Origin of the sequence: Methanobacterium alkalithermotolerans (genome assembly GCF_018141185.1) — an archaeon.
Lineage (GTDB): Archaea > Methanobacteriota > Methanobacteria > Methanobacteriales > Methanobacteriaceae > Methanobacterium_F > Methanobacterium_F alkalithermotolerans.
This window is the reverse complement of sequence record NZ_CP058560.1, coordinates 2,108,295-2,129,928: the sequence shown is the minus strand read 5'-3', so window position 1 is coordinate 2,129,928 and position 21,634 is coordinate 2,108,295. Positions and strand designations below refer to the sequence as shown.

General features: G+C 34.3%; 26 protein-coding genes. 13 read left to right on the top strand and 13 right to left on the bottom strand.

The annotated features are described in order from the left end of the window. Nucleotides 1–5: 5 nt before the first annotated feature. The 4 genes from HYG87_RS10740 to HYG87_RS10725 all read right to left on the bottom strand — a co-directional run bounded on the left by HYG87_RS10740 (nt 6) and on the right by HYG87_RS10725 (nt 1,972). The gene (locus HYG87_RS10740) at nt 6–686 is read right to left on the bottom strand and encodes a metal-dependent hydrolase (protein WP_211533157.1); all 681 of its coding nucleotides are present in this window, start codon (nt 684–686) and stop codon (nt 6–8) included. Then, nucleotides 683–835 carry a hypothetical protein gene (locus HYG87_RS10735; RefSeq protein WP_211533156.1) on the bottom strand — a complete coding sequence of 51 codons (153 nt, stop codon included), beginning with the start codon at nt 833–835 and terminating at the stop codon, nt 683–685. The genes HYG87_RS10740 and HYG87_RS10735 overlap by 4 nt, the downstream gene beginning before the upstream one ends. Before the next feature lie 118 nt (nt 836–953). After that, nucleotides 954–1,556, bottom strand: a complete 603-nt coding sequence (locus HYG87_RS10730) for a hypothetical protein (protein ID WP_211533155.1) — start codon at nt 1,554–1,556, stop codon at nt 954–956. Next, the gene (locus tag HYG87_RS10725) at nt 1,553–1,972 is read right to left on the bottom strand and encodes a hypothetical protein (protein WP_211533154.1); all 420 of its coding nucleotides are present in this window, start codon (nt 1,970–1,972) and stop codon (nt 1,553–1,555) included. The genes HYG87_RS10730 and HYG87_RS10725 overlap by 4 nt, the downstream gene beginning before the upstream one ends. A 65-nt stretch (nt 1,973–2,037) precedes the next feature. On the opposite strand from HYG87_RS10725, the gene HYG87_RS10720 reads away from it, so the two are divergent. Then, the gene (locus HYG87_RS10720; protein WP_211533153.1) at nt 2,038–2,184 is read left to right on the top strand and encodes a hypothetical protein; all 147 of its coding nucleotides are present in this window, start codon (nt 2,038–2,040) and stop codon (nt 2,182–2,184) included. A 227-nt stretch (nt 2,185–2,411) separates the two neighbouring features. Beyond that, on the top strand, nt 2,412–2,663 hold the full coding sequence (locus tag HYG87_RS10715; RefSeq protein WP_211533152.1) for a hypothetical protein: 252 nt from the start codon (nt 2,412–2,414) through the stop codon (nt 2,661–2,663). A gap of 557 nt (nt 2,664–3,220) precedes the next feature. On the opposite strand, the gene HYG87_RS10710 is transcribed toward HYG87_RS10715, so the two are convergent. Both HYG87_RS10710 and HYG87_RS10705 read right to left on the bottom strand, forming a co-directional pair. Then, nucleotides 3,221–3,712 carry a hypothetical protein gene (locus HYG87_RS10710; protein WP_211533151.1) on the bottom strand — a complete coding sequence of 164 codons (492 nt, stop codon included), beginning with the start codon at nt 3,710–3,712 and terminating at the stop codon, nt 3,221–3,223. 47 nt (nt 3,713–3,759) lie between these two features. After that, complete coding sequence (locus tag HYG87_RS10705; protein WP_211533150.1) at nt 3,760–4,101, bottom strand: hypothetical protein; 342 nt, start codon at nt 4,099–4,101, stop codon at nt 3,760–3,762. 1,019 nt (nt 4,102–5,120) lie between these two features. Between HYG87_RS10705 and HYG87_RS10700 the strand changes: the two genes are divergently transcribed. From HYG87_RS10700 to HYG87_RS10680, 5 genes are all read left to right on the top strand, one after another. After that, nucleotides 5,121–5,300 (top strand): hypothetical protein, encoded by a 180-nt coding sequence (locus HYG87_RS10700; protein WP_211533149.1) that lies wholly within the window; start codon nt 5,121–5,123, stop codon nt 5,298–5,300. Between the two features lie 72 nt (nt 5,301–5,372). Beyond that, the gene (locus tag HYG87_RS10695; protein ID WP_211533148.1) at nt 5,373–7,529 is read left to right on the top strand and encodes a hypothetical protein; all 2,157 of its coding nucleotides are present in this window, start codon (nt 5,373–5,375) and stop codon (nt 7,527–7,529) included. Further along, complete coding sequence (locus HYG87_RS10690; RefSeq protein WP_211533147.1) at nt 7,526–7,894, top strand: hypothetical protein; 369 nt, start codon at nt 7,526–7,528, stop codon at nt 7,892–7,894. Before HYG87_RS10695 ends, HYG87_RS10690 begins: the two co-directional genes overlap by 4 nt. Continuing rightward, a complete protein-coding gene (locus tag HYG87_RS10685) occupies nt 7,891–9,045 on the top strand; it encodes a CHC2 zinc finger domain-containing protein (protein ID WP_211533146.1) in 1,155 nt (384 codons plus the stop codon). Before HYG87_RS10690 ends, HYG87_RS10685 begins: the two co-directional genes overlap by 4 nt. Beyond that, nucleotides 9,017–9,286, top strand: coding sequence for a hypothetical protein (locus HYG87_RS10680; protein WP_211533145.1), 270 nt, complete (start codon nt 9,017–9,019; stop codon nt 9,284–9,286). Before HYG87_RS10685 ends, HYG87_RS10680 begins: the two co-directional genes overlap by 29 nt. A 172-nt stretch (nt 9,287–9,458) precedes the next feature. Here the strand turns inward: HYG87_RS10680 and HYG87_RS10675 are convergent, their stop codons facing one another. Further along, nucleotides 9,459–10,637 (bottom strand): tyrosine-type recombinase/integrase, encoded by a 1,179-nt coding sequence (locus tag HYG87_RS10675; protein ID WP_211533144.1) that lies wholly within the window; start codon nt 10,635–10,637, stop codon nt 9,459–9,461. Nucleotides 10,638–10,964: 327 nt separating this feature from the next. Here HYG87_RS10675 and HYG87_RS10670 point away from each other — a divergent pair, with 327 nt between their 5' ends. The 4 genes from HYG87_RS10670 (at nt 10,965) to HYG87_RS10655 (ending at nt 14,809) form a co-directional block, all read left to right on the top strand. After that, nucleotides 10,965–11,165: a hypothetical protein gene (locus HYG87_RS10670; RefSeq protein WP_211533143.1), complete on the top strand. Its 201-nt coding sequence runs from the start codon at nt 10,965–10,967 to the stop codon at nt 11,163–11,165. 112 nt (nt 11,166–11,277) lie between these two features. Continuing rightward, a complete protein-coding gene (locus HYG87_RS10665; RefSeq protein ID WP_211533142.1) occupies nt 11,278–11,667 on the top strand; it encodes a DUF2283 domain-containing protein in 390 nt (129 codons plus the stop codon). A 335-nt stretch (nt 11,668–12,002) separates the two neighbouring features. Further along, nucleotides 12,003–13,205: a hypothetical protein gene (locus HYG87_RS10660; protein WP_211533141.1), complete on the top strand. Its 1,203-nt coding sequence runs from the start codon at nt 12,003–12,005 to the stop codon at nt 13,203–13,205. Nucleotides 13,206–13,288: 83 nt separating this feature from the next. Next, nucleotides 13,289–14,809, top strand: coding sequence for a sensor histidine kinase (locus HYG87_RS10655; RefSeq protein ID WP_211533140.1), 1,521 nt, complete (start codon nt 13,289–13,291; stop codon nt 14,807–14,809). 14 nt (nt 14,810–14,823) lie between these two features. Here the strand turns inward: HYG87_RS10655 and HYG87_RS10650 are convergent, their stop codons facing one another. Then, nucleotides 14,824–15,549, bottom strand: coding sequence for a SagB/ThcOx family dehydrogenase (locus HYG87_RS10650; RefSeq protein ID WP_211533139.1), 726 nt, complete (start codon nt 15,547–15,549; stop codon nt 14,824–14,826). Between the two features lie 422 nt (nt 15,550–15,971). Between HYG87_RS10650 and HYG87_RS10645 the strand changes: the two genes are divergently transcribed. After that, nucleotides 15,972–16,568 (top strand): PrsW family glutamic-type intramembrane protease, encoded by a 597-nt coding sequence (locus HYG87_RS10645; protein WP_211533138.1) that lies wholly within the window; start codon nt 15,972–15,974, stop codon nt 16,566–16,568. Between the two features lie 40 nt (nt 16,569–16,608). Here HYG87_RS10645 and HYG87_RS10640 read toward each other — a convergent pair whose 3' ends face one another. Continuing rightward, nucleotides 16,609–17,271 carry a LiaF transmembrane domain-containing protein gene (locus HYG87_RS10640; RefSeq protein WP_211533137.1) on the bottom strand — a complete coding sequence of 221 codons (663 nt, stop codon included), beginning with the start codon at nt 17,269–17,271 and terminating at the stop codon, nt 16,609–16,611. 238 nt (nt 17,272–17,509) lie between these two features. On the opposite strand from HYG87_RS10640, the gene HYG87_RS10635 reads away from it, so the two are divergent. Continuing rightward, complete coding sequence (locus HYG87_RS10635; RefSeq protein ID WP_211533136.1) at nt 17,510–18,190, top strand: pyruvate kinase alpha/beta domain-containing protein; 681 nt, start codon at nt 17,510–17,512, stop codon at nt 18,188–18,190. A 162-nt stretch (nt 18,191–18,352) separates the two neighbouring features. Here the strand turns inward: HYG87_RS10635 and HYG87_RS10630 are convergent, their stop codons facing one another. From HYG87_RS10630 to HYG87_RS10615, 4 genes are all read right to left on the bottom strand, one after another. Then, nucleotides 18,353–18,832 (bottom strand): hypothetical protein, encoded by a 480-nt coding sequence (locus HYG87_RS10630; protein ID WP_211533135.1) that lies wholly within the window; start codon nt 18,830–18,832, stop codon nt 18,353–18,355. 65 nt (nt 18,833–18,897) lie between these two features. Then, a complete protein-coding gene (locus HYG87_RS10625) occupies nt 18,898–20,709 on the bottom strand; it encodes a DUF2207 domain-containing protein (RefSeq protein ID WP_211533134.1) in 1,812 nt (603 codons plus the stop codon). Between the two features lie 16 nt (nt 20,710–20,725). Further along, nucleotides 20,726–21,277, bottom strand: a complete 552-nt coding sequence (locus HYG87_RS10620; protein WP_211533133.1) for a LemA family protein — start codon at nt 21,275–21,277, stop codon at nt 20,726–20,728. A 122-nt stretch (nt 21,278–21,399) separates the two neighbouring features. Beyond that, a complete protein-coding gene (locus HYG87_RS10615; protein WP_211533132.1) occupies nt 21,400–21,597 on the bottom strand; it encodes a hypothetical protein in 198 nt (65 codons plus the stop codon). Nucleotides 21,598–21,634 lie beyond the last annotated feature (37 nt).

The following is a 21,634-nucleotide window of genomic DNA, read 5'->3' as shown; positions in this document are numbered from 1 at the left end:
AGAAATCATAATTGGGCAGAATAATTCTCAGTTTTATTCTGCCCATTTCTTAACCTGTAATAATCTGAATCTTTACTATAATTATCATTCCCTTTAACTTCAACCACCTTAACTATCACCTCCACCTTTTTATCCTCACTCTCAGGACTATAATACCTCCTATAATCCCTTTTTATATATTCTTTAGCCGAGTTATTTTCAGTTTTATTTTCTAATTCTTCATCCTGGGCCCAGATCTCATCCAGATCCGGCATACCCACCGTCAGGCCATATGCCAACGGCACCAAACAAAATATAATCAGCATTGCCAGGGCCACTTCCCGGCTGGATCCGGTGGTTATCCTGGACTTCTCCTTTTTAGGGTATAAAAGCCGGGTCTCAGAAAATGGATAAAATAAAGGAACACCCTTCTTGGTAGCACAATCCAGGGCCACATGAGTAATGAAGGCTGATACGATGCTCAATCCCAGGGATATGTTTATCATGAAGGCCAGTATGGCCGGTGCCAAAAAAATAAATGAATGGCCAAAACCACGGTGCTTACCTGTAACCTTGTCAATGATATCCGGCACCACCGATATCAGACCGGTAATTACCATTCCAGGAATGGTCACTGGTAAGTTTAATAGCCAGATCAGGACCAGGTAGAGTAATAGACTGGTGGGTATGTGGGTCCAGAACCTCATACATACACCACCATGGATACATCATCTTCCACATCCATATCCAGAGGGAGGTCCATGCTGGTATATACAACCTCACCATCCAGGGCCATATCTATAATCCTTTCACAGAACATGCATCGGGCCATTTCCAGGTCCAGAAAGCCCAACATTATTAAATAGTTATCCAGGGCCTCACAATAAATAGGTTCATCCAGGATAAAGACCAGCTCTTCTTTATCCTTGTCAAAAATTAATTTTCCATCAACTTCGATTTTATCACACCCCTTTCTATCTTGCTACAAAAATAAAGGTTCTAAATACTATAACAGCCAACCAAAAAGCACCTGTAACTTCAAAAGCAAATTGCAGGCTTACCCTCAAAAAAGCCAAAAAAATCAATACACTGATCCCGCCAAAAACAAAGATGCTGATGTCCACCTCATCAAAGCTCTCCTCCATGTCATCTTCATTCACCACCTCAAAGACCTTGTACAAACCATAGGCACCTTTCTTGAAGCGGCCAAAAAGGGACCCCACCAATATCACTCTTTCAAATTCAGATATGCTTAGCCAGGCCCGGGCCACACTGGCAGTTATGCGCTCAAAATGGTTAAAAATAATCACCACCTTTTTTCGGGCGGTCTTACTCGCCAGGATTTTTTTAAGTTCAGGGACAGTCTTACGGGACAAGGTGGTCTCTTTCTCATGGGAAATGGCAGTGATAATCTCCACCATCTTGGCCTTTATGGGGTCCGGCTCATTGATGTAAACCACCTCGTACTTTTCCTCAATGGCCTCGATGTACTGGGCGGTGTGCTGCTGCCACAACAGACTGTTTTTCCCTTCCCTGATGTTTCTTATCAAAACATCCTTAATCTCATCTTTATTCATACCAACCTCTGCTGTAATTCATTAGAAATTAATTCATTCATCTTAAACCCCTTTAAACGGGCTTCTTCCAGGCCTATAGCAAACCGGCCACCATCATCTTCCAAGACACTTAAATGAGCAAATATCCAGGGAGAGTGGCCCTCGTATTTCAGGGCCAGTAATGGTTTGGCCTTTAACTTCACAGAAAACCTTTTCAGGTCCCATACGTGCTTTTTATATAGTTCGATTCGTTCTCCCCCGGTGGCCTTCACCCTTAAAATGAACACCGTATCACCATCACCTGCTATTAGATCCGGGGCCCGAGAGACTGCACCAGGTAGACGGGCCGCTTCAAAGTTCTGGTCCCGGAAAAGATTAATTAACTCATATTCGTGCTTAATATTCAAACTCTGTCTATTTTCAACATCTAAATCCAATAAAATACACCCCCATGAATTATTTGAAATTAAAATAAATTTGTTATCTTTACGTCTATGGCCATTTGCGGCCATTTTCAGAAATATTCTCCCAGGGCTTACTCTCTGGAGATCTAAAAAAAGGCCAATTAATACAAATAGAGGAAAATCCAGGGATGGCCTTTTTTTATCCTCCAGGGCAATGGTCTTTTGCCTTGTTGCAGGAGAAATAAGTGGTTCAATTAGTACTACTTTTTAGGTCAGATTGTAACACCCCCTACTGAATTAGTATTACTTAAGTATTATTATATAATAAATAGTTATGCATAAAAGTAGAAAAATTGATCAAATTCGGCTATAAGGGTCCTTATTGGATTTAAAGGTTATTTTACTCCTACACCCCCTTCATGTTGGTTTTTTATTATAACGGAAATTTCGCCCCAACACGTTTTTTGATCTTTTGGCAGTCGAAATTTTAATATCAAAAATACTATTACTGCTCCTTTTACTACAACGTAGTAACAGCAGCAGAAGTATTAGTAGTTGTATTAATAGAAGTTCCACCGCTGAAAGCTCAAAAAACGAACCAGGCGAAATTTCCGGTAATATTAACGCAAAACTAGAAGCAGCCGCCACAAAAACGAAAATTAAAATAATTAAAAATAAAAATAAAACCATTAATAATATATTTAAAATTAAAATAAGAAACTAAATTATTTTATTTATTATTATAATTATTATCAACATTTAAATTAGAAAAATCATTAATATTATCACTTTTATTATAAAAAGAAAAAGAATTAAAAATAATTTTATTTATTCCATTTTTATTTATAAAAATTTAAAATTTAATCATATAATTATCCTTAGTTTAGAAAAAAATAAAATTTAAAATATTATCAAAAGATTTTGAGTAATTAGAATGGGTACAATGGTGATTAATATTAAATAATTATTTATAATTAAATTTAGATTTATTTGCATTATTATTTATCAAAGTGGTGCAAATGGTAACATAAATAGATTTAATTATGCTTCAAATAATATCAAGATAATTAATAATCCTTGCATTTTAAAAAAATCTAATCAGTACTTTCTATGGGAAAAAATTAGCTTCCCCCTTATTTCTTTAAAGTTTGATTTTAGCTTATTTTATCATATTAATAATAAAAGAATAAAAAATTAAAATAAAATAAAATTTTTAATTCTAATGAAAAAATAATTTCTAAAATAAAAATAGTGATTGGTGGTAGATTATTAGGCTATAAGTTAAGTACTCACCCTCTTTGCTTTAGATATAATTTGAGATATTTTAGCATCTATGGCCTCTTTATTAGGATTTCCTATAAGATCATACCATAAAATACTGTACCATCTGCTATTAATCTCAAAAAGCACCTCTCCTTCAATTCTATTACTAGGAGTGGTCCACTGCCCATAATAAACAGTTACTCCTTCTATATCCTTTTCGCCATAATCTAAAATAGTATAGTCCATTTCAGAGTCATCTGATGAAGGTGATACTCTTTCTTTAGCAGTTTCAACTGTCATTTCTTTTAAAAGAGTAAAATTTTGTAAAAATACATAATAATCATCCTTGGCCCTTTCCCTGTTCCATTCAGCTAAATTTTCTCCGGATGGAGGAGATCCATATTCTTCCAGTAACTCCTCATAGGTCAAACTATACTCAGAGTTACACCCTGAAACTGCAACCACACCCCCAATAATCAATAAACATAAAATAAATAAATTTTTACTCATTTTTTACCTCCATCGCATTATTTTATAGCTAAAATATTAAATTAAACCTAAGTACTAGTAGGTGCATTATCATAGCGCTGGAAGCAGTAACCCCCTGTTTCAGGATCATAATACCAATATCCTTCCTTTTCAGATTCTTGAAACTCCCATTCCATTTCCCTTTGCATTCTTTTCATTTCAGCATCAGTTACCCATCCGTGCTGGCCATAATAACTATATTTAATGCCTTTACAGTACCTGACTTCCCCTTCCTTAAATTGAGACTCATCCGCAGTTAAAAAACTACAATCCCCATTTTTTGATACATTTGAAGAACTATTAGAGTCAATGGTACTATTTTCCATTTCATCACTCTGATTTACAGTTGAATTAAAGTCAAATAACTCCATAAAAGGATCATCCTGAAAAATAAATACTCATGCGACTACAGATCCTCCAAAAACCCCTACTAATAATATTAAAATTTTAAGATTCCTATCAATCAATAGAATCACCCCTACATGCTCAAATATATGTTATACTATTATATATTATTTACCAAATATTATATAATTAACATTAACAGATATTATTTTTATATTAGAATAGTAAAAACAAAGGACAATATTGATTCTATATGAAAAAAAGTAACTAAGGTCTAAATTAATCTCTAAAAACAATAATTCATCTGTAAATAAAAGTTATATATCGCATTGATAAGTTTAAATAAAAAGTAAAATATTTGGCTGGTCATTAACTATTATGCTCCGAGTAAAGTTTCATAGGTAAAATATAGTAAATATTATCTAATAAAACTGCCTTAAATTAGATTTCAGCGGCTAAAATATGATAAATAATGTTAATTTATAAAAAGGTTATTCTTCTTCATCCTCATCAACCAAAGGCACATCATAAGTAGCCCAATCTAAAAGTCTTTCCCATGCTTTTAATCCTTCTTTTATTTCCTTTTTACTTATCTTGTCCATGGTAACACCATATTGAATTATTTTTAATTTAGTTATTACTTATAGAATAATTAATATTAATTTAGTATAAAAATATTACTAAATCTGCCAGGTAGTGGCCAGCAGCCTTCATGAAAAAGAGTATGATGAATTTTTCAATTTAGTTTTTAAAAGCTAAATTATCATTATTTCTAAAAAATATTAATTTTTCAATATATTGTTCAATCTGGGATCTGTTTTTAGCCTGCATCGTTATGGCCATATTTTCCTTTTTTTATCAAAAAACCTGTTTTAATGGATTTTAGTAGATAGGCCATCTGAGGTTATCTTCGTCATATCAAAATATAATGAAGATAAAAAATGATGCTATTCCACATATTAATCATACTGGATTAAGTATAAGTATTATAAATAAGGATAGTTAATAATTAATTACATTAAATGTATTAATTGTGGTGATGGAATTGTATGTAACAAAAAGTGTCTCCATTGAACTGGAAGATCTACTAGAAATTTCAAAAAAGATTGAAGATGGAGAAGTGGCCAGTTTAAGCCATTTTATCCGAAATGCAATAAAAAATGAGCTGAATCTAGATCATACGGATCTAAATCAAAATAAAATTAGAAATAGAGATTTTAAATAGGGTAAGTTGGCCCTATTTCATCTTAAAAAAAGGAGGGAGAACATTGGCCCAGAATGATAATAGAGGGATTAGATGACTGAAGAAAAAATAGAGAAGGGGTTGGGGAGACCAGCCTTATCTAATGATTGGCCATTGGAGAATAAAAACTTATTGGAAAGTAATAATTTAATGGCGGTGCTACCAGAAAAATTAGAAACTAAAATACCGGAATTTAGGAAAAAGGTAGTAAAATTACTCCCTGGAGGGTGCAGTTTATTTTTCATGGATATTAATGGCCTGGAATACTATTTAAGCATTGAAATATCCGGAAAGTCCTACCTACTTCAGTGGGTTGAGATAGACGGCCATAAACCACTAAAATTCCATAGAAAAGTCTCCAGCAGAAGCAGTCCAGATATTGAAAGTAAAAACCGTGACAAGGCCCTGGTAAAATATTTAAATAACCACACCGGCATCCCCCGGGAAAAAATAAGAGAATTCTTAAATGAAGCAGGAATATTCATAGAAAATAACAGGGGTTTACTTAATAATGAAACTGATTTTGCCCTGGAAAATCCGGAGGAAGATGCACAAAAAGATCCAGGATCAAAAGAAGAACTTTCAGAAGAAAGAAGAAATGAGCTAATTGAGATATTAAGCCGGCCCGATCTGTTGAGCTATATTGATGAAGCATTGTATGAGAGGCCCCCCAATAAGGGTTTTATTATTGGGGAGGTGGAATCCAAGCATACTTTAAATTTTAACTGTATCGGGGCCCGTTTGGGGCTTTCAACTATCAATACCCTTAAAGGGGAATCTTCCATTGGTAAGACCAATACGGCCAATGTGGTAACTGGCCTGCACAGGATTAAAAAGGTGGGTAGTCTCTCTGATACGGCCCTTAAGTATGCTGATGACCTGGACCAGGTGGACATCATATACATCCAGGAGACCCTGGAAGAAGAGTTCAACAACAAACAGACCCGGTTAATGTCAGCTGATGACGGGGGATTTGTTGCAGAGACCACCATTAAAAACCCTAAAACAGGCCAGTTTGAAGTTCAAAAGACTGTTATACCGGTTAAGACCCTGGTTACCACCACCACCGCTATAGAGTTGGATCCTGAATTTGCCAGTAGAAATTTCATCATACCTGTGGATGATAGTGAGGAGCAGACTAAGAGGATCCTGGAAGAGAATTTTAAAACCACAGAAAAAACTCTCCAGGAAATAAAGGGTGAGATGAATTTTGATTACAAATATAAAAACCTGAAGGACGCTTTCCAGTTACTAAAAGAGTACATAGTGCTGATACCTTTTGAGTCAGAGTTGTTGGATATTTTCCCTACCAACAATCCCCGGGCCCGGAGGGACTCCAAGAAGTTGATGCAGCTTATAAAAGAGAGTGCTTTGCTTTTTCAGTACCAGCGCTGCCGAGCCAAATTAAATGAAAAACCAGTATTAGTGGCCTCCTGGATAGACCTGGCCCATTCCATAATACTGGGCGGCCCTATCCTGGAAGCAACACTAACTGGATTTGATAAACGGTTACTAGAGGCACTACCTGTTACCTACCAACTCATTGAGGATAATGGGTATGTGACCACCAAGTCCCTGCAAAAAAAATTGAAAAAATCCAACAAGTATGCCTATCGGATACTGAAATTTTTTGAGGATAACGGCTACATCTACCATGATCATGATACCAAAATTGCGGAAGGCATAAAAGGGAAAGTCAATGTGTACATAAAAACCGGGGCCAGGGAATATAAAAGCCTCCTTTTATCTATTAGAAATATAGATTGGCTTAATATAAAAGAAAGGGAAGAAAAATTTATAAAAACACAAATTCCAAATTCCTCCCACCAGATAGGCGAAATATTATACCTACCTGAATACGACCCCCGGGTGCACAACAAAGTGGTGTACAAACCCACCTCTATATCCTCTGAGGAATTTGAACTTTGCAAAAATAAGACCACTGAAACCAAAAAACAGGATCAAAAAGACTCTCTATTGATAAAGAGTAAAAAGAGTAATCCAGAAATGGATAAAATAGTGGAACAAAATTTTAGTGCAGAAATTGATTACCGGAACCTGACCCTGGTTGAAAAGGCCATAATCAGTGAACTGGCCAGTTTAAGGAAATTCACCACAAGGTCCCTGGTAGAAGAGCTCCGATCTGATTTTTCTAAAGAAGAGATTATCCTGGCCCTGGAGGACATGGATAAAAAGGGGTGGCTCGCATGACACCCCAGAAGACTTTATTTGATAATCTGTCAAATAATAGGATTTTGCGCAAAAATCCAGCCCCGAGACTAAAATGGACACTCTTACTACCTGGATTTAAAAGATTTGTTTTAATCCACCTCTTAAAAGTTGGAGATGAATATGATAAGCCAGGAAATGGATTTACCCTGGAAATATTGATAAACACCCTTAAAAAAAGCATGGGTGATATCGTCCCGGCCCAGACGGAACTAATTGTGGAGAGCCTTATAGCTGAAGGATATATCCATGCGACCTCAGCCGAGGATATTAGAATTTCAGATAAGGTATCCTATGAATTGAAAAGATTGGATGATATTATTTTTTCCAGGGGTGGGAGAAGATGAGGGGTCTCCAATCTTTTTACCGGTCATTTTATGGTGATTCTTTCTACCGGCACTTTAGAAGGCCATCTGAGTTTAACCATAAGCACTTCAGGATCCAGTATACCCTAAAATCCCCAAAAAATATTCATTTTTATGTAAATGTAAATAACGGCTACCACCCCTGCTTTATCCATGTCTATGACCATGGAGGGCTATCCAATTTAAAGGCAAAAAATCCAGAGAATATGGTGTTGGACCGGGCCTTTTTCGACTTTGATGTGAGCCACCCTGAGGCCCGAAAACTAAAAGAAAAGCTAAGTTCCTTAAGATCCCATGGAGCCGAGTACCAGAAAGAGCTGCAGCATGACTTCATGGAAAAACTGAGATTTAAGATCCAGGTCGGGAAAATAGCCAAGCCGGCAATTGACGAAGCAAAGGATTTTGCCGTGAAGTTTAAAGAAACTTTTGGTAGCTACCCGGCCCTATTTTTCAGTGGTGGGAAAGGTTGTCATGCCTATACCTTTTTTAGAGCATCCAGCTTCAAGAATATTAACTTGGCCATTTCCTGGTTTGCAGAGCACATAAAAGATAGCTATGGGTACCAAACCATGGATTTATCAGTAAATAAAGATGCCATGGCCCGATTATCAAGAATACCCTACAGCAAACACCAACTAACTGGTTTTAGTGTAGTCCCCTTCACCATCAACGATAGCTATGAAGATATAATCCGCAAATCATTAGATCCCCGGGTTAAAAAATTCCGAAGAGAAGATCATAGCTCTGATTTTAATAAGCATATGCAGAAAATAGATCTGGTGGAATCACATAATTCCCAGGTAAATAATTCTAACTTGAATAAAAGGCCTGTTTTTGCCTGGAAGAATAAAAAATCAAGCCAGTGGATAGACCACCGGGCCTTTTTCAGATCAATTCTGGGCAGGCCAGAAAGAGAGTACCCTGATAAGAAATATGTAATGTACCACTGCCCCTTTCCCGAACATGATGATAAGAATCCTTCTTTTATGGTCCATGAAAAGGGGTATTATTGTTATGGTTGTCAGAAGAAGGGGTATTATTGGAGTTTTTTAAGGGATTATAATTTCGGGTGTGATAAAGAGGTAAACCATGATATTTATATAAATGAAATTATGGTTAAAAAAGGAGGATGATAACATAAAATCAATAGCAGATATGGATGATAAAGAACTTATGGAATATTTTAGACAACTGGAGAAACAAGGAGAGGGAAAATCTGTATCAATCGAGGAATTAAAGGAAAATTATTACAAATGCCAGAGATTAGCAGTGCAAGCTGGAAGGATAGCAGAACAAGCTGTAAGACAAAGGGATTTATTATTTGAATTACTGCAATTAGCACGGGAGGAAATCATAGAACTAAAAAAAAAATAGATTAAAAGAATAAAGTATGAAGAAATAATAAAATATTCTTAGTAATGGGCCTGATGGTTTAAGAACAGATAAAATATCGTCATGTTTTACGTTATGTTATTCATTAGCTCTGCTAATGAGATTAGAGGGTCTATTGATATAATTCTTAGTTGTTAGAATCTATTTTCTGCTATTATTTTTCAACTTGATTAATAATTTCCATTAATTCAGGATTTTCTTTCAGCACTTCGAATAGTTTCTGTGTTTTTATCATATCTTGTTTCATTTTATCTTGAACTTTTTGTAAATACTTTAATTTTTTGATATCGTCAGATAGGACTTTGGTACCATCGATTGAAAGGTACTTTAAGGCCTTTATGTATCTTTTCTTCAAATCCTCAGGATCCATGTACCAGTAAGCCCGGTCCACATCAGAGATCTTATGACCTGCCAAAAAATCGGCCAGGACCTTATCCCCCATCTTATTCATAATAGTAGATATGAAATATTTACGCAGACCATGTGCCCTCCAGAAACTATAAGCACCTTTTTTCTTTTTAAAACCTGCTTCTAAACCAACCCTTCTAAAATTAGTTACTATGCAATCCCTATCAATAGGTTCTCCGTTTATTTTGACAAATATGGGAGATTCATAATCTTTAATTCTTATATTTTGGTTTCTACCATACATTCTCTCTTTAAGGTAAGAAATTACCTGCATGGTTGCTTCCGGAGGAATAAATGTGATATAGCGATAATTTACCTTTTTACGTACCAGGTGTATGGTTAATATATGTTCTTCCAATTTTTTTTCTTCTGCAAATAATTCTTCCATAGAATTAATTTCTTTATCTATAACTTCCCCCACTGCATCCATAAATTGTCTTATGGTTAATCTACGGGCTTCTGCCTGGGCCATCCCTGAAAGGGCCATGATATAGATTAATGCTCTCTCACGAGAAGCAGCAATATTTATTAGAGTTTGAAGTTCAAACTGTGATATCAGTTTACCATAGTTTTTTTCCAGAGATATATCACCTCGGGGAGTTTTAAAATTAGGGACCTGTATATCCAAACTGCTATAAAACGACTTTAAAGCATAGATATTTAATTTGATAGTTCCATTGGCTTTTCCATCGTTTTCCAGCTTTCTTTTAAATTTTAAAAAATAAAGATTAATTTTCCTATCCCTCAATTTAATACCCTTTTCCTCTTCAGCATCTGCTTCTAAGATAAGTTCATCCGGTGTTTTACCAATTAATTCACAAAAGTTTCTCAAGCAATTAAGATAGGACTTTAGAGTTGATTTTTCTAGATCTTTTCTTAGTACCCATAAGTCAATACGGTCCTGGGAGGCAACATCAAATTTCATACTAAAATCTCCTGAAAGTAATACTATCTTAGTGTATTACTAATATATACTTATTGTATTATATTTTGTATTTTTCCTTGCCCAGTGTTCGTAATATAATGGTTTACCGAAGAAAAATATTCATATGAATTAGTAATTTTAGCCACATGAGATATAGGTAAATAGAAAAATTGGATTAAAGAGTAAAAATCTGAAAACCATTTTCAAAAAAGCAAAGTTAAACCAAAAGTTATTAAACTTTATAATAAGATACTTACTTAAAGTTGAATTAATAAAATTTAATTAAAGATTATTATACTGAAGGGGGATGGATGAATTAAGAATAGAATGTTATCAGAAAAAGACTTGAAAGAGTGGTTTTCGGGTTTAACTAGAGAAAAAATCCTTATTGATAATCATGCAAGAAGAAGATCCAGGCTAAGAGTTTTTTCAGAAGAAAACATATATTCTTTACTAATTGAACACCCTTTTAAAAAAATTATTAAAAATAAAGAAGATACGAATGTGCCTAAATTTGAAGTGCATTAAACCATCCCCATAAAAAGGATGAGAATATTGTTATAATATTTATGCCGTATAATATTAACGAAAAAATTATAAAGATTGTAACAGTAATTATAGAATAAGATAGGTGAAAAAATTGATAAAAAGTAAAGATCTGACTAATCAATTTACTATGGATCAGGATTATGATTATGCAGCTGATTCTTTGTTGTTATATATTACTGAAGATTATGAATACCAAAAATCTTTGCGTTTAGATGATGATATTATACTTGATTTTGATAAAAATGATGTTCCTGTTGCTTTAGAGTTATTAAATGCATCAAAAACGCTTCGGGTTAATAAATCTTCCCTTTTGCAACCTATTGCTATAAATATGCAGGTATGTATTGGTAAGGAAAAAATAAGATTAGATGCATCATTTTCTGTTTTTGTTCATCAAAAACTAATACCTAAAGATTTGAATTGGCAAGTTAGTAATGATATTAATTTAACTGAGACTAAATCTCAATTTGCAACAGCATAACTATCTTTTAAAAAATATATTTTCAAGTCAACCTAATTATTTATTCTTTTTATTGCAAGTAGAATTTTCAATTATCCATAAAATCCTATTAGTTATAAAGACTATAGGTTAAACGAAATTAAATCCAGAATTAATTTTTTTGTAAGATAATTGCTTTAACCGAGCATAAGGCCTCTTATACCATTTTAATTCAGGATATTGCTGGCACTGTCAAAAACTTGGGGGTTTTTGATTTTATGTTTTTGATAAAAAATTTTTAAATTCTTCTAAAAACCCGTTATTTTATAAAATAGAAACCTAAAAACTTTTATAATAAATGGAGCATAGTATTTTGCATGCAAAAAACAAAAACACTTGCTCCAATTACTGATTTGTTTGATCCAAGTTATAAACTTTCCTATTTTTGCGAAGGTTTGTCAAAATATGTTGAAAATCAACTAAAATCCTGCAAAAAAGAATATAAAGTATCTAAAACATTAAAAACATGGCATAAAAAAGATATTTTTCATATTGAGATGTTGGAAGCCTTTTGTCCGGAATGTTTCACCAGATCCGTGATCAAAAATGGTGTTAAAGGAAGAAAACTCATATTTTATAATAAAAAAAAGATTAAAACCGAAATTCAAGCATATAAATGCAAAAAATGTAATAAAAAATTTAATACAGATATATCAGAACTTATTGAGAATAATAGTAATTTCACGCGTGATTTTAAGAGTAAATGTCTTGAATTAGTAGGTTTATTCTTTGGATCATTGCGTAACGTTGCTTATAAAGTTAAAAAAGACACAGGAATCCATATTTCACATCAAACAATTGAAAACTGGATCCTTGAATATAAAAATAAAAAAAAAGATTCTAAATATCGTTATTCGGGATATTACATTTTTGATGTAGAGTGGGTTAAAATTAAAGGTGTATGGAATTACCGATTCACTTTAATCGACAGTAAACAGGATATTATTGTTGCAGACAAAATATACTCTAAAGAGAATTCTAAGAACATCAAAGAGTTTTTAGATCAAAATACTCGAAATAAAAATAGAATTGCCATTACCACTGATTTAGATGAGAAATATAAACCAATTATCGAAGAATTAGGGTTTAAACACCAATGGTGTTTATTTCACACATTTAAAAACTTTAACAAAATCATAAAGAACTATATTAAACAAAATAAAGTATCAAAAGAAGAAATAAACAAAATAAAAGAAGAAAAAGAAGAAATATTCAATTTATTTCAAGTTGGATCATTAAAAAATGCTAGAAATAAATTTAACCAAGTTTTAGTTAAAATTAAAGAGTATTCGAAGATTATTCAATTTATTATCATTAATTCGTTGCGTCCTTACTTTAAAACTTTCTTCGCGTTCTTAGATGATAAAAATATCCAGCGAACATCTAACAAAATAGAAAACATCTTTCAAAAAACCTTTCCTAAAAGTGTTAAGAAGCTAATGAAGATTAAAAATGGTGTAATGTCACGAATAAACATCAGAAAAGAAATTCAGTATCAGAAAAAGGTTTTCGACAATTAACCCCCAAGTTTTTGACAGAGCCATATTGCTTAAATCCTATAAAGATAAATAACAGAAAAAATATATTTTTTTATGGTTATACCATGACAGGGAAAAGAGTTCTCCAGGCGGATGAAAAAAATAATACCAGTAAGAGATCATCTACCAAACAAAAGTTTAAATGGAAAGAAAAACATCTGAAGCGGAGTATGGAAATGGCCAAACTGGTTTACTGGGAATATGACATTAAAAAGGATCAATTCACCTTTGATGATGACTTTTACTCATTTTATGGTACCAGTTACCAAAAAGAGGGAAGTATTCACATGTCCCCTCAGGAGTATTCTAAACGCTTCATTCCTCCTGAGGAACGTGTTGTAGTGGGAATGGAAGTTGCCAAAGTTTTGGAAACCGATGACCCCTATTATTCCAGTATACTAAAACACAGTATAATCTGGGATGATGGGGAGAGAAGATCCATAATCGTGCGCACACAGGTTATAGCTGATGAAAATGGGCAAATTATTGGTACCAGGGGTGTGAATCAGGATATAACTGATCTTAAAAAAGCCGAAGATGCTTTGAGTGAGTCAGATAGACTTTTATCAAATATTATTGATTTTCTTCCTGATGCCACCTTTACTATTGATAGTGATGGTCGGGTTATTTCCTGGAACAGGGCTATGGAGGAGATGACCAGGGTGTGGTCAGAAGAAATCCTGGGAAAAGAAAACCATGAATATGCCCTGCCCTTTTATGGTATGCGTCGACCTATGTTAATTGATCTGGTAACTGCACCTGATGATGAAATTCTAAAATATTATCCGGATGTTAAAAGGAAAGGTCGAAGATTATCCATAGAAACTGATGTATCCCTAAAAGGGGATATTAGAACTGTTTGGGCTGCTGCCGTGCCCCTCTATGATAGTAAAGGTAACTTCATTGGGGCTATTGAATCTGTGCGGGATATTACTCAGATGAAAGAATCCCGGATAAGAATTAAAAAAGATTTAAAAGAAAAGGAAATGCTCTTAAAGGAGATACATCACCGGGTTAAGAATAATTTAATGGTGATATCCAGTTTATTGAATATTCAGGCCAGGTACATTAAGGATAAAGAATCCCATGATATTTTTATTGAGAGTAAGAACCGGGCACGTTCCATGGCCATTATCCATGAAAGGTTGTACAGGTCTACTGATCTTAAAAAAATTGATTTTAGAGATTATATCAGGTCGCTCTCCACCGAACTATTCCATAGCTATGTTTCCAATCCTCACGTTTTGAAGTTAAACCTTAATGTGGATGATATTTTTTTGGATATCAACACCGCCATCCCCCTGGGTTTAATTATCAATGAACTGATAACTAACAGTTTAAAACACGCCTTCTCCGAAGGTAAAAAAGGAGAAATTAATATTGATTTCCATAAAAAAGATGATAATTATGAATTTATATTAAAAGATGATGGAATCGGTTTTCCTGAGGATTTGGATTTTAAAAATACCGATTCATTGGGTCTACAATTAGTTAATAGTTTCACTGATCAAATAGATGGTAAAATCGAACTTAACTCCACCAATGGCACCGAATTTAAAATCACTTTTAAAGAAGGTGAAATTTAATATTATTTTATTTTTTAAGTTAAGGAGTATCCTATAGGGAAAACATATAATGCTTCCTCATCCTGCCCGGATTTAAGTAAATCTCTCATCAGGACCTGGTTGATGGCCCCTATAGAAACTGTTCCCAGTCCCAGTGCAGTTGATTGCAGGTAAATATTTTGACCAGCATGTCCTGCTTCCATATGCATATATTTACTACTTATATCTGGATCAAGATATCTATCCTGGGTTCTTTGTACCAGACCGGTTATAATAATACTCACCGGTGCATTTAGAACTGCTTCCTGATTATTGCAGGATTCATATAATTTTTGTCGAAGATCCCCTTCCACCAGTTTTTCCAGAGAATGACTCAAGGGGAGGTAGTGATATAAACCTGCCTCCAGTCCATCCACTCCATTTTCCCCAACCAGAATATACAGCTCCAGAGGGTAAGTTGCCCCGGCTGAAGGTGCTGCTCTTAAGTTATTTTCAAGATCAGTTATACCCTGAGCAGCCCATAGTACCTGGGAAACATCACTTAAGATCAGGCTTTCCCTTGTGAAATTTCTAACTGAACGCCTATTATTTATGGTTTCTTCTAAAGAGAGATTTCCCTCTAAAACAGGTTCAGGGAGATTCTGATTGCCCAGTATTATTCTACTAGTTGTATCATTATTAAAATACCATGATTGATAAGCTAAAATAGCAACACTTCCCAGGATTATTGCAAAAATTATTAGAATTATCTTTTTATTCATAAACCCCCACCTGAATTAGATAATTATATGTATCGTAATTAATATTGAAATTTATCTTTTATAATTCTAAATTGTGGTTAAGATTTAATAATTTGATGAAATATGCTAATTTCAAGGAACTGGTATATAGGGGACTGATGATTTAGTCTGTTTTTTAAAAAATATGATTTGTTTTTAAAAAGTTTAAATTTTTTTAGGGTGTTAAAAAAATCATTTCCCTCTAAAATAACTAAATGATATAATATAATCTATTTTATATCCCCCTATAATTCAAAAAAGTTATATATCCCCTGGAAAATAAACTATAGCCTGTGATATTTTTTACCGTAATTAAAATCAAAAATTAATTATTACAATTATTCTCTTTTGCCTATATAAATTTTGATTAGCAGGTTATGTTTTAAGTAAGGAGAATTAATAAAATGGATGATAAACCTGATTGTTTAATTATAGAACCTCATAAACCAGATTTAAAAGAAAAATTATTCTTTTTTATTTCCGGGATAATAGTAAGTGTTCCCCTGACCTTATTTTTTGGAACTTTTACCACTACACTGACCTCGGTGTTGCCCTTTTTCTATGCCCAAATTTTATCAGTGGTGATATTCGCCCCGATAATTGAAGAATTTGCCAAGGCCTATCCTCTTTTTTATCGCCATGGAGAGACTGAAAAGTCCATAGTTAAGTTAGGGTTTTTAGTAGGGCTGGGATTTGGTATTGCTGAATTTTTTGTTTATGTGTTTGGATTGGGTGTTCCCTTTTACATTAGACTTCCAGGAATACTCTTTCACGCCAGCAGCACCGCTATTGTGGCATATGGTATTGCCAAAAAAAGACCATTTTTCTTCTATCTAATAGCCGTGGGATTGCATCTTTTAATCAACTTCACCGCCATATTTGACAGATACCTCCTGGCCTATATAGCCCTGAATTCAGGTACCTATATTCTAGCCTGGATTCTCTATAGTAAAACCAGGGATAACTTTGTAAATGGAACAGAATGTAAATACCAGACCTGATTAATTTAAAAAAATAAAAGGGGAGAAATAAAAATATATTTTAATTGCGGATATTAACTTCACTTAAGATGGCCAGACCACCTATTATTAGCTCCTCTTTTACCGGTGACTCTTTTCTTTTATCCTGCACATCGGCTAAGATTTGTTGGGTATCTAAATTAACATTCCATTCTGCAGGAACTTTAATATTTACTTCTGCAAAAAGAGATACCACATTAATACGGGGAGTTTCAGATAGGGCAGCATCTCTTAAATCCAGGTTTATTTCCCCAAATACTGCAGTTATATCTCCTCCCTGAAAATTATTGGATTTAATATTCCTTTTTACTTCACCAAAAAAGGTGAAAATATCCAGCTTTTCCTGAATATCCTCTTCTTTTAAGGGTCCACGTAATCTACTTAGTATTATGCCCACTCCAATAATAATTAATATTAGTGGCCACCAGGATAGAATATTGCCCAGAGTAATTATATTTAGTATCCACAGCTGGATAACCGTAAATATGGTAATAAGTAATAAAGGTTCAGTTATATTTCTAAATCTGCTTTTAATAAGGGAATAAATTCCAATTAAAATAAATATGGAAGGTAAAAACCGGAATATATTGCCCATGTCTATAATTCCTGTGCTCCGGAGTAGTAAGAATATTCCCACTACAATTATTATGATACCTAAAAATATTTGGGATGAAACTTTTTTCATTAATAATCCTCCTTTACTTTAGATAAACTACCATATTATTTAAAAATGTGCAGATTCCAGTTATGAAATTAGCTAAAGATAAATAACCATTAGACTCCATATAAATATGGGAAATTTTAGATAGTTTTTAAAACAGGATATTCTAGTAAAACCTATTTAAAAATATGAAATTGATAAGCTAATGGAACTATTTTCATCTTTTTTAGATTTGATGTTTAAATTAAATCCGGTGATTTTAATGATAGTATTTGAAAGACCAGGGCCAGTTAATACCGATAAAATAATTGATATCTTAAAAAATTCAGCTTCACTATCCCCCTACATTGTGGTGGCTTCTGTTAGAGGCGATAGTGCAGTTAAAATAGCAAAAGCTATTCCTGATAAAAAAATAATATGTGTTACTTGCCCTCAGGGCATGTATTGGGAAGTTGAAAAGATGGATGCAGATCTATTTTCTCAAATCCCTGAATTAAAAGCTGCTCGTGATGAATGGGTAGAACAGGGACTTAAAAGAGTTCCTATGAATGTAACTGATGAAAACCAGATTAGATTAAAGGATTTGAATGTGGATATTGTAAGAGGAACCATTCCCCTTTTTGGACCCAGTTTTTCCATGAGGTTACATTTAGAAAGACCAACTTCTTTAGATATTATGGCAAAGACTCTAGAATTGATATCCCCGGGCACTTTAGTGGCTATGGAATCCGTATTAATGGTTACAGATGCAGGGATTATACCTGAAAATGAAATGGTTTTGGCCTGTGCAGGTACTGAAATGGGTCTTGATACTGCTTGGGTTTTAAAAAGTTGCGCATCTGCTAATTTATTTCATCCTGAAAAAGGATTTAGATTTGTTGAATTATTGGCAAAACCAGGAATTGCTGCAAATCCAGATATAAACATAAATTATCTAAGATAATTTTTATTAAGTCCTAATATTTTCATTAATTTCCCAGGGCCAGATAAAACTTGAAGAGGCAGATTAATCCATATCTTAGCACATATTACGCTTTTAGTAGATTTAATCCTTAAATGTGTTTACACTTTGATTAATGCTTTTTTGAAATATGTTGAAGATTAATTAAATACTTATATTGAGTATGGTCCAGGCTATGGTCAGGGTTATACCCACTCCTATTAAACAGCCACTCATTTTACCCATGGAAGAACTTAGTGGTGTTCGGGCTTCTTCAATGCCGTGTTTTCTTAATGTTGATGCAATTTTACCTTCTACCAAACCAGCAAACCCGTCCGTGATAGAGTCCCCTACTGCACCACCAACAATAGCTCCTAATACACCAGCAAAACTGGCCCCAATTAGAGCGGCCACCCCCAGAATCCCGGTATCAATAGCCCCAAAAACAATGTCTGCTCCGGCAGATTTAATGGTTCTACCTGAAAGTTTCAGGGGTATTAAAGGCAAAAGACCCAAAAGTATCAGTACCGGGCCAATCAGTCTTACCTGGTAGATTACAAAGGAAACCACACTTACCAGAATAAGAGAAACTATTATTAAACTGGTTAATGCTGGAATAAAGCCCTGATTTTTATTTTCAACCATTAATATCACCACAAAAAAAAGATTATTTTTAAGATTTTAAAAAGAAAAGAAAATGGAAGTTTAGCTTAGAATGCTCCACCTCCACCTCCACCAGAGCCGCCACCGACTCCTCCTACGCCACCGCCGCCTCCATTGCCGCCAGTGGCAGTGGACATTCCGGTGTCCAGACTGGAAGATAGTATCACATAACCTCCGTAGTAGTGGAAGAGGTAAATGTCACTACGTGATAGTTCATCTGCCGGTAAGCTCATTTCCATGGTTTTTCTAACCTTATCTGCAACTCCCAGTGCTGTGGCATAAACCAGATAGTGGTTCCATACTACCACCGATCCAGGAGGATAGTCCTTAATTAAGGAGAAATCCTGAATAAATTTTTTAAAGTTCTGCCATTTTGCATCATATTCCATACCATAAGGGGTCCAGCGACCTCCCACTTTTTGAGGCATCACCAGGGAAATGATGGCCACTACTCCCAGCACCACAGAAGCCCCAAGAGCAAATATTGCTGCAGGTAAGGGATCCATTAAGGTGAATATGAATACAATAAAGGCCACCACTATGGCTAATCCCCCATAAATTTTCAGGTAGGTGTTTCCTTTACTTATAAAGAATTTTTTAACCGTTTTATCATCTAAAAACTGGCTTTTTAAGTCATCCCTCCATAAGTCATATGATTTTTTGAAAGCCTTGGCCACTTTTTGATTTTTTAAATCCTTTTTTATTTTATCCAGCGGGATAACTCCTTCTTTTTCAAAAGTACTTAAGAAACTGATTACATCTTTTTCAAAGAAATGGAGTTTACTTAAATCTTTATTGGGATTTACTTCCAGGTAGATGGATTCTCCTTTTTTATCTTCATCTAAATTGGAAGGAATATCCCCCAGTTTTAAATAATTCCGGTCAATGAGATCCATTATGGTGGCCCGGAAACCATCCATATTTGGGTCTCCCACACTTTTCCCAAAACCACTTCCAGATATAGCATTAACCACCGCCGGTGGATCACTACTTGGTAGTTCACGTTCATATTCTGCCTGGTAATCAATTTTGGGTTCACGACCATATTTAAAGTAGATTAAAACAGGCAAAACTATGCTTAAAAGCATTAAAACGGACAAAATAGAATATAGCATGGTATAAAAATTTAATTCATCTTCGTATTCCTGCTGGATACGTTCCATTTCCAGAAGGCCGTCCATGTCTACTCTTCGGGCAAATACAGGATTATTGAATTGGTTTAAGGGAATAGCTGCCCTTACTTCAAAGAAGTTACCTGGAGAAATAGAAGTACTGGTCACATTTAAAATATTTCCCTGCCAGAGAGAACTCTTAGTAAAGTAAGGAGGATTTAACCAGTACTTAACACCTTCCTGAGATGGGAAATGGATTCTGGTATTTACCTCTCCCACATCCACCTCCCATTCATCTCCCCACATCTTATACTGGAGTTCGGCCACGTCATTATAGATGGTGACAACATTTATAAAATCATATTCAATAATGACTTCCACATCCCTGCTGGTAATAGGAGTGGTTTTTTGAGGATCAGAATAAAGAAAAATAGTTATAATCTGTAAATTTCCTCTTTGGCTTACTTCGTAGGAAGAATATGCTCCCCGGGTTATTATATTAAGATTTTCTATACTTTCATTGGTTTTAAGTGGAATTTCCCGGAAAACACCCCGGTAAGTACCATCAAATGAATAAAAAAGCGATTCTCTAACCCTTAAATTCCCATTATCCTGTATAAAAAGATCTATATTGGCTTTAGGAATGGAGTAACTTCTATCATCATCCTGGGCAAATACTATTCCGGGTATAAAAGAAACCATGAATAAGCTCAAAAAAAATAAGGAGATTAATTTTTTTTTATCCAATTAATCATCCTCCTTATTAGAATTCTACTTTTGGTACAGATCGCTCTGCTTCTGCTGTTTCAAAGAATTCTGATTCTGTGAAGTTGAATAAGCGGGCAATAATGTTACTGGGGAACATCTGGCACTTATTGTTGTACATCAGTACGGTGTCATTGTAAAATTGACGGGAATAGGCAATTTTATCTTCAGTTTGTGAAAGCTGCATCTGCAAATCCTGGAAATTTTGACTGGCCTTCAAATCTGGATAATTTTCTGCCACGGCAAAAAGAGTCTTTAAAGCACCAGTTAACTGATTATTAGCTTCCTGATTCTCTTTTACAGTTTCAGCATTTAATAAACTGGACCGGGCTTTGGTTACATTTTCAAATACGCCTCTTTCATGACTGGCATAACCCTTAACCGTTTCCACCAGGTTGGGTATTAAATCCGCCCTTCTTTTTAACTGAACATCAATTTGTGCCCAGGAGTTTTTAACCCGGTTTCTTAAGTTCACCAGGCTGTTGTATAAACCCACCAGCACCGCTAAAAACACTATTATGATTATTCCAATAATAATATACACTAACATTTTATGATCTCCTGATTTAATTACCTAAAATACACTTTAAGTTAGCTACCATAATTAAATCTTTATGAAATAGTTGATATGGCTATAATATAATGTTAATTTATTAATATAGTTGAATTATATCATTTGCGACCGGATTCACAGGAAAAACAAAGATCACTATCCCGGTTAGATTTGAAAACCTTGCCACATTTACTGCATCTGCGTTCTATGAGACTGGATTTTTTATCCACAATATCCAGAGAACAGGCACATTTCCAGCCCATTTTACCTTTTAATTCTGCTTCAAATGCTTTATCCTCATCAATCTTTTTGCTCATTTACATTCTCCTTTGCCTTTATTTTTATGGGAATTTG